This is a genomic window from Oceanobacillus longus (genome assembly GCF_042650085.1).
Taxonomy (GTDB): Bacteria; Bacillota; Bacilli; order Bacillales; family Amphibacillaceae; genus Oceanobacillus; species Oceanobacillus longus.
The window spans coordinates 40,304-54,016 of record NZ_JBHSAO010000011.1; the positions used below are offsets into that span (position 1 = coordinate 40,304).

Annotated in this window: 15 protein-coding genes and 1 pseudogene (1 of these 16 running past the window's edge); all 16 read left to right on the forward strand. The window is 40.6% G+C overall.

Annotated elements, in window-relative coordinates:
- A protein-coding gene (locus ACFOUV_RS14255; RefSeq protein ID WP_449290039.1) for an IS3 family transposase crosses the window boundary here: on the forward strand, positions 1 to 147 show its end. 348 nt of this gene lie to the left of the window's left edge; only the last 147 of its 495 coding nucleotides appear in the window; its start codon lies beyond the left edge, outside the window; its stop codon occupies positions 145 to 147.
- Between the two features lie 15 nt (positions 148 to 162).
- Positions 163 to 303: pseudogene (locus tag ACFOUV_RS14260) on the forward strand (IS3 family transposase); the annotation flags it as partial.
- A 214-nt stretch (positions 304 to 517) separates the two neighbouring features.
- Positions 518 to 1,123 (forward strand): stage II sporulation protein R, encoded by a 606-nt coding sequence (spoIIR, locus tag ACFOUV_RS14265; protein ID WP_379497455.1) that lies wholly within the window; start codon positions 518 to 520, stop codon positions 1,121 to 1,123.
- Positions 1,124 to 1,200: 77 nt separating this feature from the next.
- Positions 1,201 to 1,602: a hypothetical protein gene (locus ACFOUV_RS14270; protein WP_379497456.1), complete on the forward strand. Its 402-nt coding sequence runs from the start codon at positions 1,201 to 1,203 to the stop codon at positions 1,600 to 1,602.
- A 207-nt stretch (positions 1,603 to 1,809) separates the two neighbouring features.
- Positions 1,810 to 2,838, forward strand: a complete 1,029-nt coding sequence (locus ACFOUV_RS14275; protein ID WP_379497457.1) for an L-threonylcarbamoyladenylate synthase — start codon at positions 1,810 to 1,812, stop codon at positions 2,836 to 2,838.
- Between the two features lie 114 nt (positions 2,839 to 2,952).
- Complete coding sequence (locus ACFOUV_RS14280; protein ID WP_379497458.1) at positions 2,953 to 3,501, forward strand: manganese efflux pump MntP; 549 nt, start codon at positions 2,953 to 2,955, stop codon at positions 3,499 to 3,501.
- A gap of 806 nt (positions 3,502 to 4,307) precedes the next feature.
- Entirely contained in the window at positions 4,308 to 4,913 is a 606-nt protein-coding gene (locus ACFOUV_RS14285) for a low molecular weight protein arginine phosphatase (RefSeq protein WP_379497459.1), read from the forward strand.
- Between the two features lie 14 nt (positions 4,914 to 4,927).
- A complete protein-coding gene (locus ACFOUV_RS14290; RefSeq protein WP_379497460.1) occupies positions 4,928 to 6,220 on the forward strand; it encodes a methyl-accepting chemotaxis protein in 1,293 nt (430 codons plus the stop codon).
- Between the two features lie 111 nt (positions 6,221 to 6,331).
- Entirely contained in the window at positions 6,332 to 6,907 is a 576-nt protein-coding gene (locus ACFOUV_RS14295; RefSeq protein WP_379497461.1) for a TIGR01440 family protein, read from the forward strand.
- 75 nt (positions 6,908 to 6,982) lie between these two features.
- Positions 6,983 to 8,218 (forward strand): serine hydroxymethyltransferase, encoded by a 1,236-nt coding sequence (locus ACFOUV_RS14300; RefSeq protein WP_379497462.1) that lies wholly within the window; start codon positions 6,983 to 6,985, stop codon positions 8,216 to 8,218.
- A gap of 135 nt (positions 8,219 to 8,353) precedes the next feature.
- A complete protein-coding gene (gene upp, locus ACFOUV_RS14305) occupies positions 8,354 to 8,983 on the forward strand; it encodes a uracil phosphoribosyltransferase (RefSeq protein ID WP_379497463.1) in 630 nt (209 codons plus the stop codon).
- Positions 8,984 to 9,153: 170 nt separating this feature from the next.
- Complete coding sequence (locus tag ACFOUV_RS14310) at positions 9,154 to 9,498, forward strand: hypothetical protein (RefSeq protein ID WP_379497464.1); 345 nt, start codon at positions 9,154 to 9,156, stop codon at positions 9,496 to 9,498.
- Positions 9,431 to 11,617: a S8 family serine peptidase gene (locus ACFOUV_RS14315; protein ID WP_379497465.1), complete on the forward strand. Its 2,187-nt coding sequence runs from the start codon at positions 9,431 to 9,433 to the stop codon at positions 11,615 to 11,617. Before ACFOUV_RS14310 ends, ACFOUV_RS14315 begins: the two co-directional genes overlap by 68 nt.
- 570 nt (positions 11,618 to 12,187) lie before the next feature.
- Complete coding sequence (locus ACFOUV_RS14320) at positions 12,188 to 12,565, forward strand: ATP synthase subunit I (RefSeq protein WP_379497466.1); 378 nt, start codon at positions 12,188 to 12,190, stop codon at positions 12,563 to 12,565.
- Positions 12,566 to 12,685: 120 nt separating this feature from the next.
- Entirely contained in the window at positions 12,686 to 13,408 is a 723-nt protein-coding gene (gene atpB, locus ACFOUV_RS14325; protein ID WP_379497467.1) for a F0F1 ATP synthase subunit A, read from the forward strand.
- Positions 13,409 to 13,452: 44 nt separating this feature from the next.
- Entirely contained in the window at positions 13,453 to 13,665 is a 213-nt protein-coding gene (gene atpE, locus ACFOUV_RS14330; protein ID WP_010648360.1) for a F0F1 ATP synthase subunit C, read from the forward strand.
- Positions 13,666 to 13,713 lie beyond the last annotated feature (48 nt).

Genomic DNA, 13,713 nt, shown 5'->3' on the forward strand with positions numbered 1-13,713 from the left:
ATTCATTCAGACCAAGGTTGGCATTATCAACATGATAAATGGGTGAAAAAACTCAAGAAGCACAAAGTGTTCCAAAGCATGTCACGTAAGGGGAATTGTATAGATAACGCACCTGCAGAAAGCTTTTTCGGTATGCTGAAACAATAAAGGTATCATGGGGAATCTCTCTGTACCTATGAAGAATTAAAACGTAAAATTGAAGACTATATTTATTATTACAATAACAAACGAATTAAAGGAAGATTGACCGGTATGAGCCCAGTTCAATACCGAAATCATACCGATCTAATCGTTGTTAAATAAACTCCAACTATTGGGGGTCACACCAACCGCAAGTATATTTCCCAGAGCGGTCGCCGAAGTTTCTGCATACTGATAGAAAACCAGCAGTTACTTCGTAGTTTATACAAAATCTCCATATCATTCTACGAAAATTAATATATTCATAGAATACGAGTTTAAAAATATTTTCCCCTGTCCATACTAGCAATTATACAGTTGGAGAGGGGAATTTTAAATGAAGAATCTAATTTTTATTGTACTTATCTTTTTTATAATATTTTTATCGATGCCTTTAAATGGAGTTAGTGAAGAAGCAACAAATGAGACCGATTATAAGGTGATCCCGGAAGAAGCTATACGCCTGAGAATTTTAGCCAACAGTGACAATGAGGAAGATCAGGAATTAAAACGACTTGTGCGCGATCGTGTCAATGAACAGGTTACAGAATGGGTTCAGTATATAACGGATATTGAAGAAGCTCGTACATTAATAGATTCTCGTATTCCGGAACTCAATGCGATTGTTGCAGAAACACTGGAAGAAGCGGGAAAAGATAATGAATTTGAAGTGGAGTATGGCAACAATGTAACATTTCCTACTAAACTTTATGGCGATTTTTTGTATCCTGCAGGGGAGTATGAAGCAATTCTAATTACGATTGGTGAAGGAAAAGGAGCAAATTGGTGGTGCGTACTGTTTCCTCCATTATGTTTTCTCGACTTTTTTAACGGTACATCCGTAGCCGAAGAGGAAAGCAGTGAAGATATAGAAGTTGCTGAAAATGTTGAAGAAGAAACGGAAGTAAAGTTTTTCCTTTTTGAATGGTTCGGTTGGTCATAGTTCCTCTACTAAATGCATAGGATGAAAGAAAAGGTACATCATATTTCTATCAAAACGATTAATCGAGGTGAATTCTTTTGAAAATACTACTTGCTAAAGAGGCGTCCTACGTTCAGCTGGAAGAATTTTTCGGAAAAAATCCGAATGTGAATCAAAAAAGTGTTTACGAAAATGGCTATGTGGTCGAAATGAAAGATAAGATTGAAGGATGTTTTGTCTTGGATCAATTGAAAGAAGATATCTTTTGGCTAAAGCAGCTTTATATTACACAGTCAGAAGCTGGGAGACTTCCATTTCTGTTGGAGGCTATTCTAACTTTAGCAAAGCAGCGTAATGCAAAAAGTATTTATGTACACAGTCATCAACCAGTTGTGGATATTTTGTTGGAAGCATTACAGTTTCATCAACAAAAAGAGAAAATTCTTGAGGATAAGTATCCTACGACAAATGGGAGTTGGTGGGCATACAATGTCTCTTAAAGAGAATAATCAAAAAGCCCCTAATAGTTACACACATTATACACAGCCCCCTGTGCATAAGTGATAATGCAATGTTAATAAAATTATATAATTGTGGATAACGCGTATCTTCCTGTTAATAACTATTAAAGGATGATACATGTTATCCACATTTTGCGTAAATCGTTTCTATCCTCTAAAATAAAAGATAGAAATGAGGTAGCAATAATGATAGATACAATGCGCTGGAATATAAAAAATAATGAAACCTATAATAATCAGGCAATCGATGAAGCTGCAGAGCTGATCAAGCAAGGTCAGGCGGTTGCCTTTCCGACAGAGACAGTCTATGGACTAGGTGCTGATGCAACAAATGAAGCAGCAGTTGCAAAAATTTTCAAGGCGAAAGGAAGACCACAGGATAATCCGCTGATCGCACATGTTGCAACCGTTGATCAATTGAGAAGACTTGTGGATAACCTGCCAGTATATACAGAAAAATTAATCAAGGCATTTTCTCCTGGACCGATAACCTATGTTTTACCGAGCAATGGGGCCTGTGCACAGAATGTTACTGCGGGCTTATCCACAATTGGTGTTCGTATCCCTGACCATCCGGTTGCGCAAGCACTATTGAAAAAAGCAGATGTGCCAGTAGCCGCACCGAGTGCCAATTTGTCAGGAAAGCCGAGTCCCACCATGGGAAATCATGTATGGGATGACCTGAATGGGAAAATTTCCGGCTTATTGGATGGTGGACCAACCGGTGTAGGATTGGAATCCACTGTAATTGACTGTACACAGGATATCCCCATTATTCTAAGACCTGGTGGAATTACGAAGGAGCAACTGGAAGCAGTGGTTCATCCTGTAATGATGGATCCTGGACTTGCGAACACAAAAGAAAAACCAAAATCCCCAGGGATGAAATATAAACATTATTCTCCTGAAGTTCCTTTATGGCTTGTGGAGGGAACGCATGCAAGCATCCAGGCGATAGTTGATCAGGAGAAATTTAATGGCAATCGGGTAGGTGTGCTTGCCAGTCAACAAACGGCAAAACAGATTAATGCTGAAGAAATAATCTCACTTGGTGAAAATATAAATGAAATCGCCATCCATTTATATGAGGGCCTTAGAAGATTCAAACAAGGTGATGTGGATATTATTATTTGTGAAGTATTTACAGAGGCTGGAATTGGTCAGGCGGTTATGAACAGATTAAGAAAAGCTGCTTCAGAATATATCGTTAAATAAAGTAAGCAGTACTTGTCTCACGTACATTCAACGCAATTATTTATACCAAAAAGGCATTCATATGTCTCCTTGGACATGCATATAGTTAACAAGCATGTTCAAGGGGGATTATGAATGTCTTTTTCCAGTGAATTTATTTCATTATTGTTTCTAGCAATAGCACTTAGTATGGATGCATTTTCTGTAAGTCTTGGCATGGGAATGCAACGAATTCGACTGAAGCGGATAGCGATCATCGGGCTAGTAATAGGAATCTTTCATATCATTATGCCATTTCTCGGAATTCTGCTTGGTAAAGCAATTTCCAATCAGATTGGTGAATTAACGACCCTCGCAGGTGGTGTTTTACTGTTTGTTATTGGTGCACAAATGTTTTTCTCCGCATTTAATCATGAAGTGAAAAGTAGGGTCCTCCCAGTCGGTGCAGGTTTGATTCTGATTGCATTCAGTGTCAGTATTGACAGCTTTACAGTTGGGCTAGGGCTTGGGATCTCAGGGGTGAAAATTTTCCTGACATTATTTCTGTTTGGAGCTGCCAGCTGTACACTGACATGGCTAGGCATGCTCCTTGGACGGAAAGTGCATGGCTATTTAGGAACATATAGCGAATTACTAGGCGGAAGTATATTATGTGGCTTTGGATTATATATTCTTTTCGGTTAGAATGGGAGAATAAGCTAATTCCGTCTTGTTAGTTGCTTTTCATTTACCGCGGAGTTGAGATAAAATGCGAGCTAGAATAGGGAACTTCGGCGATCGCTCTGGGAAATACACTGCGCTTTTCGCGGGCGGCTGGTGAGCCTCTTCATGCTGACGCATTTCAGAGTCTCACCTATGCCTTTCCTCCCGCAGAAGTCTCCGTGTATTTCCCAGAGCTGGTTAGAAGGTTGCTAATAATTACTGTACTAGCGTAGCTAAAATGGCATTATAAAACTTCACCAGTTCGGGTGAGCGACGGGCGGTGACTCCTGCGGGAACAGCACGTGTCCGAAGACCCCGCAGCGGCGTTCTTCCGCGAGGAGGCTGAGGCCGTGCCCGCGGAAAGCATCCGCCCAGAGCGATCCCGGACGGCGAGATAGCAGTTATTTCATCGTTTATAAATTTTACGAAATAACATTCGTTTCGCTAGGATGAGTAATCGTATCTAAACTGTCACGTCCAGTCCCTAGCAACCAACGGCTATTTTAATTCCCTCACCCCATGACAAGATAAACCAACTTCATTCACTCCCAATTCAAAATAAAAAATTTAAGCAAAGTTCAACGAAGACAATCACATCACGTGGCAAAGTTGAACTCCCTTACGTCATGTCGACATCTGGCTCAGAGAAAGCTGGTTTTCGTCGGCCATTTTTTGGTCCGGTCGCTTCCACTTTTTTGTCGAGGTTTCAGTTTAATTGGAAACTTCCTTCTATTTTCAATCGGAAATATGGTATATTTGTCATAGAGTTAATAAACGGAGGTTTCACGATGAATATTTTGTTTGTATGTACAGGAAATACATGCAGAAGCCCGATGGCAGAAGCATTATTGAAGCATAAAATTCCACAGGCAAGCGTCCAATCGGCCGGAATCTTTGCCAGTAAGAATCTCCGAGCAAATGAAAAAGCGATTCAAGCACTTAACGAGCGTGGAGTACAAGTGAGCCATCAATCCCAGCAGGTGACAAACCAATTGTTGCAATGGTCAGATGTTGTACTTACGATGACCACCCAGCATAAGCAATCTCTTATTATGGATTTTCCGGCACAGCAGGATAAGTATTTTACACTTAAAGAATATGTTTCAGAGTCCGATAAAGAAGTATGGCAGGTATTAAGGAAGGCCTATGCAGAATATGAATTGAAGCGCTCCACATTCATCCGTAATAACCAATCGAAAATGGATGGTGTCGAGTTGCAAAAGCAAGTAGAGATATATTTAAGTGAAGATATCACTAAGATTCAAAGACTAGAATCCAACCTGATTAATTATGATATTTCAGACCCGTTCGGTGGAACTCTGCAAACCTACCAGGAAACTTTGGGTGAACTGGATAACAACATAGACTTGTTAATAAGAAAATTAAAGAAGTAGCCGGAGGAGCAGACATGAATAAGAAATATAGTTTTGGTTTGCGTTTGAAGCTAGTAATCTTTACAACCGTATTGGCGATTATTACATACTCGATCAGTGCATTGTTTATTTATGTTTTTTATGATTACGTACAGGATTTTTGGCAGATTTCATTGGAATGGTATGCGATTGCCATTCTGTTACTTGGTATTTTCTGGTCGGGTGCACTTGCATTTTTTGCTGCTGGATTGATTACAAAGCCAATGGAGAAATTGGAAAAGGTTGCATCCATTGCAGCGAATGGTAATTTAAATCAGGAAGTTCATATTCCGAAGTCGGATGACGAAATCCGTGCACTTTCCATTGCAGTTGATACGATGCTGCAAAACCTCAATCAAATGGTACATAATATTGATGAGCATTTTGAAAGTACAAATGAAACAGTTATGCAAATGAAAGAAGCATCCCATATGGCAGCACAGCACTCGGCAGTAATTGGTGGATCCATCCATGAAATCTCCAAGGGTGCGGAAAATTCCTCAGAAGCAATTCAGAATACCGCCGAAGCTGTGGAAGTTGCAACGGAATTGGCGCGGAAAGTACAGGAAAAAGCAGAACAATCCAAAGAAAAATCAACGGAAATGCTCGATACGTTAAGTGAAAGCAAAAAAGTCGTCAACCAACTTGTACAAGGTATCCAACGATTGGCTGATGACCAGGAACTTTCCCTAAAGGATGTGGATCACCTCAAACAGAATGCAATGCAAGTGGAAACAATTATTACAATGGTAGGTGAGATTGCAGAGCAAACGAATTTGCTCGCGTTAAATGCCTCTATTGAAGCTGCTCGTGCTGGTGAACATGGTAGAGGATTTGCGGTGGTTGCAGAAGAAATCCGTAAACTGGCTGACCAAAGTGCACATGCCGTTCAACGAATTTCAGGTTTAATCGAAGCAATTCAGGATGATGTTAATCTTGTCGTGGAAAAAATCAATGATAATGTAACCTATGCCAAAAAAGAGGCAGCAAACGGGGAAAGCACGAACAGAACAATTGAACAGATGTCCGGTTCTGTGAATGTTGTTGCTACTGAAATTGCAATGATTACAAACCTTGTTGATCAACAACTGGAGTCCATTCAAGATACAGTCAGACAATCACAGGAAGTTGCAGCGATTGCCGAAGAAACGTCGGCGGGAACAGAAGAAGTAAATGCTGCCATACAGGAACAAGTGTCGACCATGGAGCAAGTGGATAAACTTGCACAAAAGATGGAAGAACAGGCACAAAACCTGAATAAGCAGATCAATCAATTTAAAGTAAGGTAAGAGCGACAGCGTAATAAACCTGTTGAAAAGAAACACGTAAAAATAGCTTCGTCTATCTCGTACTGTAGGTCTAAAGAATCTTGACAATATACAAGGACAGGTGAAAAAATAATGGCATATGAAAAGGTACAACAGGACATGTTGACGATAACAGAGCAATGGATTGCAAGCGATTATTTACGAGAAGGAGAGCTCTTTGTACTCGGCTGTTCGACAAGTGAAGTTGCAGGTCTACATATTGGTACATCAGGTAGTGAACAAATTGCTGAAGTGATTTTTAATGAAATGAAAGTGCTGCAAGAAAAAACAGGCGTACAGCTCGCTTTTCAATGCTGTGAACACTTGAATCGCGCCATTGTTGTTGAAAGAGAAACAGCTTCCCGCTATATGCTTGATGAGGTATCGGTAATTCCTGTTCGAAAGGCAGGAGGCTCGATGGCATCCTATGCTTTTAAACAGATGAAAGATCCGGTTGTCGTTGAAACAATTCAAGCTCGGGCACATGCGGGGATGGATATTGGCGAAACAATGATCGGCATGCACCTAAAGCATGTTGCGGTGCCACTTCGTTTTGAACAAAGGAGTATTGGAAATGCAAGATTGCAAGCGGCACGTACCCGCCCGAAATTGATTGGTGGCAGTCGTGCCAATTATGAGGATACGCGCTTGAATGATACGTGTAACTAAATGATTGACGGGACGAATCATTGTCCCTAACATATATATATTTTTTTTGCGAATTTACAAAGGGGGATTTAACGAATGGAACATGTACAACAAGCAGATTTGGAAGTATTTGAAGCAATGCAGGCAGAAAAGAAACGTCAACAGGAAAAGATTGAACTAATCGCATCAGAAAACTTTGTATCAGAAGCTGTGATGCAGGCAATGGGATCCATTTTAACGAATAAATATGCTGAAGGGTATCCGGCAAAAAGATACTATGGCGGTTGTGAACATGTCGACGTAGTAGAAAACCTTGCTCGCGATCGCGCAAAAGAGCTATTTGGTGCAGAACATGCGAACGTACAGCCACATTCAGGCGCACAAGCAAATATGGCTGTTTACTTTTCCGTACTTGAGCCTGGTGACACTGTACTTGGCATGAATTTAAATCATGGTGGACATTTAACACATGGCAGCCCAGTTAACTTCAGTGGTAAACTTTATAATTTCGTTGACTATGGTGTCGACAAAGAAACAGAACAGCTTGACTATGATGTTGTACTGGAAAAGGCAAAAGAAGTAAAACCAAAAATGATTGTTGCTGGTGCAAGCGCATATTCCCGCAAGCTTGATTTTGCCAAATTCCGTGAAATTGCTGATGCAGTCGACGCGTATTTGATGGTTGACATGGCGCATATCGCAGGACTTGTAGCAACAGGCGAGCATGAAAATCCTGTAGCTCATGCAGACTTTGTCACAACAACTACACATAAAACATTGCGTGGACCTCGTGGCGGGATGATACTTTGTAAAGAGAAATATGCGAAACAAATCGATAAATCTATTTTCCCTGGAGTTCAAGGTGGACCATTAATGCATGTTATTGCTGCGAAAGCAGTATCCTTTAAAGAAGCATTATCCCCTGACTTTAAGACATATGCAAAAAATATTGTTCAAAATGCAAAAGTACTCGGTGAGGCTCTGAAAAGTGAAGGTGTCCGTATTGTTTCCGGTGGCACGGACAACCATCTACTATTGTTGGATGTCACTCCACTTAACCTGACAGGAAAAGTTGCAGAAAAAGCGTTGGATGATATCGGAATTACAACCAATAAAAACACAATTCCATTTGACAAAGAAAGTCCATTCGTAACAAGTGGTATCCGTATAGGTACAGCAGCTGTTTCGACACGCGGTTTTGGTGAAAAAGAAATGAAAGAAATTGCAGCAATCATTTCCTTAACTCTTCATAATCATGAGGACGAAGCGAAATTGAAAGAAGCGACAGATCGTGTTCTTGCTCTAACTGAAAAGTTTCCATTATATGCATAAAATAAAGAAGGATTTCCCATTATTTGGGGCATCCTTCTTACGTTTTTCTAACAAGATACCGCCTAAACTTGAAAGCTTGGCTTTTTTTAAGTACACTTTTAAAGATAGAACTAATTTGAAGGAGTGAGTCTCGCAATGGGAAACGTATTCGTACTTGATCATCCGTTAATTCAACATAAACTAACGTACATAAGAGATAAAAATACAGGAACAAAAGAATTTCGTGAACTAGTTGATGAAGTAGCAATGCTAATGGCGTTTGAAATAACAAGAGACCTTCCACTCAGAGATGTAGAAGTAGAAACACCAGTAATGAAAGCAGAATCCAAAAAGTTAGCTGGTAAGAAAATCGGCCTCGTGCCAATACTGCGTGCTGGACTTGGCATGGTGGATGGCGTACGCAAACTGATCCCTGCTGCAAAAGTAGGACATGTTGGATTATACCGCGATCCGAAGACATTAAAGCCTGTTGAATACTATGTTAAATTACCTTCTGACATCGAAGAACGTGAACTGATTGTTATCGATCCAATGCTAGCTACAGGCGGTTCAGCTAATGATGCTATATACGCTTTGAAAAAACGCGGCGCAAAAAACATTCGCCTCATGTGTTTAGTTGCAGCACCAGAAGGCGTAGAAGTTATCAAAAAGGAACACCCCGATGTAGATATATACCTTGCTGCAATGGATGAAAAACTCGACGACCATGGTTACATCGTCCCTGGCCTAGGCGACGCCGGCGACCGCCTCTTCGGCACAAAATAAATTCGGTGCCTGTCACTCCCCGAATTTTGTCGAATTTTAATAAAATGAGCTGTTATCTTCCTTTGGTGTAGGGAGGTAGCAGCTTTTTTGGGTTTAGAAATAATGATTCGCCGATAAAATGTTGGATTCGCTGATATTTGACAAAAATTCGCTGAATAAGGTTTCCGGCCATGATCGCGCAACTTCCGGGCAAAACCGCGCGACCTCCGGCCATGATCGCGCAACTTCCGGCCATAATCGCGCAAATTCCGGGCGAAACCGCGCAAATTCCGGGCGAAACCGCGCAACTTCCCGGCGAAACCGCGCAACTTCCCGGCGAAACCCCGCAACTTCCCGGCGAAACCGCGCGACTTCAAAGGCGTAACCTCACCACGCATCAACCTCAACCCCAATGCATAATCTCCGCATTTCTCCAAATCCTAATCTTTAAGAAGGAGGGCTGCAACGATGCGAAAGTCGACATTATTCCTATTCCTAATTATCTTCATAACCACAATCAATCCAACAACGAATGATGCACAAGAAAAAGTAGAAGATCTTCAGTCCATTATCATCGAAGTGGAGGGAGAACCAAATGTCCATAAGCAATATATCGAAGCGTATCATCCATTTATCGAGGTGGTTGCAGTTTACGAAAAATTGTTTAATGGTTTAGCATTACAGGGAACTCCTAAAAATTTGGAGCGGATGGAATCGTTAGAGTTTATTAAAGGCATTCATTCCGTACAGAAATATGAAGCAATCGAATGGAAAAAGTCTACAGACAGATTGAGCAAAGAAGACTTATTGCAGCAGCCATACGAATTAAATACAACCGAATACACTGGAAAGGATGTAAAAGTTGGGGTTATCGATACGGGTATTGATTACGAACACTCGGACCTTCAAAAAAACTATCAGTCTGGGTATGACCTTGTCGACCTCGATGATGATCCAATGGAGAGCCTCCCAGAACAAGGTATTCCTACTTCGCATGGGTCACATGTTGCAGGCATCATTGCTGCAGATGGCGAGATAAAAGGCGTTGCACCTGATGCGGAAATTTATGCCTATCGAGCGCTCGGCCCAGGTGGTGCCGGGACATCGATGCAAGTGCTGGCCGCAATGGAAAAAGCGATTGAAGATGGCGTCAATGTCATCAACCTTTCACTCGGGAACAATGTAAATGTGCCAGACTATCCAACAAGCATGGCAGTTAACCGTGCATCTGAAATGGGAATCCCCGTCGTTATTGCAAATGGAAATAGTGGACCTGGTGACTGGACAGTTGGCTCACCGGCGACAGCTGATCAAGCATTATCTGTAGGGGCATCCATGTCACCAATGAAAATCCCTTTTTTGTATGAATCATTACAGGAAAAGGCCATCCAGTTAACTGAAATGGCAGGATCTCCTCTGTGGGATATCACGAAGTCCTATCAAATTGTCGAAGCCACTTCCCCAAATGAATCCATGAGCGGAAAGATTGCATTGCTTAAACGAGGAGAGGTTCCTTTTTATGAATTAGCGAAGATGGTAGAGCAGAATGGCGCAATTGCAGCTATTATCTACAATAATGAAGATGGAACGTTTCAAGGGTCACTGGAACATGAACAAAATCCTATCAACATTCCAGTAGCTGCGATTTCCAAAGAAGACGGAGAATGGCTAAAAACGCAATCGGATAGAAAAAACCTCTATATGGGTACCCGTTATTGGAACCAGGAAAGTACAACGGCACCTTTCAGTTCCAGAGGCCCGGTTACGGTAAATTGGAATATCAAGCCAGATGTACTTGCTCCAGGAACAGGGATTTTAAGTACGGTTCCTGGGGGTTATGAACAGATGGATGGAACGAGTATGGCGGCACCACATGTTACAGGGGTCGTGGCTTTAATAAAGGAAGCTCATCCCGGTTGGACAAGAGACCAAATTATTGGAGCAATAAAAACAACATCCGACCTCTTCAAAGATCCAGAGAAACTGGATCCGACCGTGCAGGGAATGGGAGCGATTAGACCGGAAGAGGCCATTGAAACAACAACTATTATTCATAATCCACAACTTAATTTTGGAAAAGTGGACAATTACAGAGAGGAACTCTTTTTTGATCTCAACATAGAGAATATGACGGAAGAAACACAAACATACACGTTCAACTATCCAAAGAAACAAAACGGAATCAATTGGAATCTCCCACAATCGTTTATAGTGGAGGCAAAGGAAAAAAAGACGATCCCAATTGAACTTCATATAACAACCGCTCGCCTTGAGGAAGGTGTACATCAAGGCTGGCTAACTTTAAATAAGGGGGATGACGCGTACCAACTACCGTATATTTTTGTCAATCAACATGCGGATCAGCCGAAAACGGCAGGATTTGAATTTTCTCTGAAAAGTTTCTCGGAAGATGATTATAATTATAAAATCTATCTTACTGAACCGGCAAGACGCATTGAAATAGACCTCTACAATCCGGAAAGCCTACTTTTTGATAGGAAATTATTGGAGGCTGAAGATCTGCAGGCAGGCCTTCATGAAGGAGAAATAAGTAAAAAAGAAGCCGGTCAAGGTGGCTATTACCTCGCGTTAGTGACTGTCTATCTTGAAAACGGGGAATATGAGAGTAATCAATCCATTATCTATTTGGAGTGATTTTAGAAAATTTACCGGGCACTTAAAAATCGTGTATAAGAGCGTTCACAAAAATGTCATATTATAAGACCTGAATTTCATTTATAATGAAGTTTAGGTCGTTTTCTATTACCATAACTTTTCAGTAAGTGTCTAGTTGAAGTTGTTCAAGGTCCTGAATAATTTTTAATGGGAGAAACATGCTATTTTTCTTGATAAATCAGGGTTTTTTAATTAAATGTAAATAATCTCGATTACTGATTGACAACTGTAGTTAGGCTAATGTAAACTTGCTTAATGTGGGGTGGAATGTGTTATATTTTGTCGCAATTATTCTTATAATTTGTTGAATTGTTATAACACAATATCCGACAATGAGTTAGGGTAATAATTCCCCATACAAATGACTTCTGTTACATAAGTGCTTTTTGGTATGTGAATCGTCAAAGCCTGCTTGTCGTTTAGCAGCCGTCGATCTATATGAAAACTATGATCTGGTTCGTTACCCCTTTAAGGATAGTAATCAGGACCGCTATTATGAAAAACAAAAGCTTGCAGTTGTTTTAAAGGTTTAGGAGAGTAGAGTAGATTATGTCAGAATACGATAAGATGGTAACCCGACAACGTAAATGGATGCTCTTTCTTCTAGCAATCATCGTAATAGGATCTGGTTTTTCATCGTACAACCAAGTTTTTAATGGTTTGTTATTGGGCGGCGCAGTAAGTTTCTATAACTTATGGCTATTGCAGCACAAAACAAAAGCACTGGGTAAAGCGATTGCAGAAACAGGAAAAGTGCGCGGTGGACTGGGAACTTTCTCAAGACTTGCCGCAACGATACTTGCTGTACTAATCGCACTTCGTTTTAATGAAACCTTTCATATTATTGCCGTAGTTTTTGGTATCATCTCTTCTTACATCGTGATTGGGTTGGATGTTGGTATGCGACTCATTAAAAACAAGGAATAATCACAACTAAACCACTGACGGGCAGGGTATGAACGGATTCTTATAGGGTATGTTCAAAAGGAGATAAACCTAACTTATTGAACATGCTCTTAAGTAAAGTAGTGTAAAGGGGTGATAAATTTGGATCATACAGCTCCAATAGTTGAAGACGTCTTTGGCATCTCTTGGCTGGATTTTAACTTATCCAACGTTTTCATGGTATTTATGGTATCGCTGATTGTTTTCGTTTTTTGTGTGTGGGCAAGCCGCAAACTTCAAATGAAACCAACCGGGATGCAAAATTTCATGGAATGGGCTGTTGAGTTTGTAAAAGGTATTGTCAACGACACAATGGATTGGAAAACAGGTAAGGTATTTCTCCCACTTGGATTAACATTAATTTTTTATATCCTTGTAAGTAACCTTGCAGGTGTAATGACTGTCGGAGTGTTCGGACATGACTTATGGTGGAAATCACCTACAGCCGATGCTACCTTAACATTAACGTTATCCGCAATGGTTATTATACTAACCCATTTTTATGGAATTAAAGTACGGGGGACTAAAAATTATTTAAAAGGGTATGTCAACCCGGTACCTTTAATGTTGCCGTTTAAAATAATCGAGGAGTTCACCAATACATTAACATTGGGTCTTCGTCTATTTGGTAATATTTATGCAGGGGAAGTATTATTAAGTTTACTGGTAGGTCTAGGAACCGCATCTATCTTCGGATTCTTCGGAGCAGCAATACCGATGCTTGCATGGATGGGCTTCAGTGTGTTTATTGGTGCCATTCAGTCGTACGTATTCGTCATGTTAACGATGGTTTATATGTCTCATAAAGTGAGCAGTGACCATTAAATAAAAAAATAATTTAGGTTTACTATAAAAGGAGGAAATATTCAATGGAAGCTTTAGCAGCAGCAATTGCAATCGGACTAGCAGCATTAGGTGCAGGTCTTGGTAACGGTATGATCGTTAGTAAAACAGTAGAAGGTATCGCTCGTCAACCAGAATTAAGAGGTGCCTTACAAGGTACAATGTTTATTGGGGTAGCACTAGTAGAGGCGATTCCAATCATCGCAGCAGTTATCGCATTTATGGCTATCTTTATGTAAATCGTATTTTTATCAGAAATATAATGGCGAAGTTCATTACTATAGAAT

Excerpts from the sequence above, each read along its gene's own strand:
- spoIIR (WP_379497455.1), top strand. The coding sequence starts at position 518 with ATGAAGAATCTAATTTTTATTGTACTTATCTTTTTTATAATATTTTTA.
- ACFOUV_RS14275 (WP_379497457.1), top strand. The coding sequence starts at position 1,810 with ATGATAGATACAATGCGCTGGAATATAAAAAATAATGAAACCTATAAT.
- ACFOUV_RS14280 (WP_379497458.1), top strand. The coding sequence starts at position 2,953 with ATGTCTTTTTCCAGTGAATTTATTTCATTATTGTTTCTAGCAATAGCA.
- ACFOUV_RS14285 (WP_379497459.1), top strand. The coding sequence starts at position 4,308 with ATGAATATTTTGTTTGTATGTACAGGAAATACATGCAGAAGCCCGATG.
- ACFOUV_RS14290 (WP_379497460.1), top strand. The coding sequence starts at position 4,928 with ATGAATAAGAAATATAGTTTTGGTTTGCGTTTGAAGCTAGTAATCTTT.
- ACFOUV_RS14295 (WP_379497461.1), top strand. The coding sequence starts at position 6,332 with ATGGCATATGAAAAGGTACAACAGGACATGTTGACGATAACAGAGCAA.
- ACFOUV_RS14300 (WP_379497462.1), top strand. The coding sequence starts at position 6,983 with ATGGAACATGTACAACAAGCAGATTTGGAAGTATTTGAAGCAATGCAG.
- upp (WP_379497463.1), top strand. The coding sequence starts at position 8,354 with ATGGGAAACGTATTCGTACTTGATCATCCGTTAATTCAACATAAACTA.
- ACFOUV_RS14310 (WP_379497464.1), top strand. The coding sequence starts at position 9,154 with ATGATCGCGCAACTTCCGGGCAAAACCGCGCGACCTCCGGCCATGATC.
- ACFOUV_RS14315 (WP_379497465.1), top strand. The coding sequence starts at position 9,431 with ATGCGAAAGTCGACATTATTCCTATTCCTAATTATCTTCATAACCACA.
- ACFOUV_RS14320 (WP_379497466.1), top strand. The coding sequence starts at position 12,188 with ATGTCAGAATACGATAAGATGGTAACCCGACAACGTAAATGGATGCTC.
- atpE (WP_010648360.1), top strand. The coding sequence starts at position 13,453 with ATGGAAGCTTTAGCAGCAGCAATTGCAATCGGACTAGCAGCATTAGGT.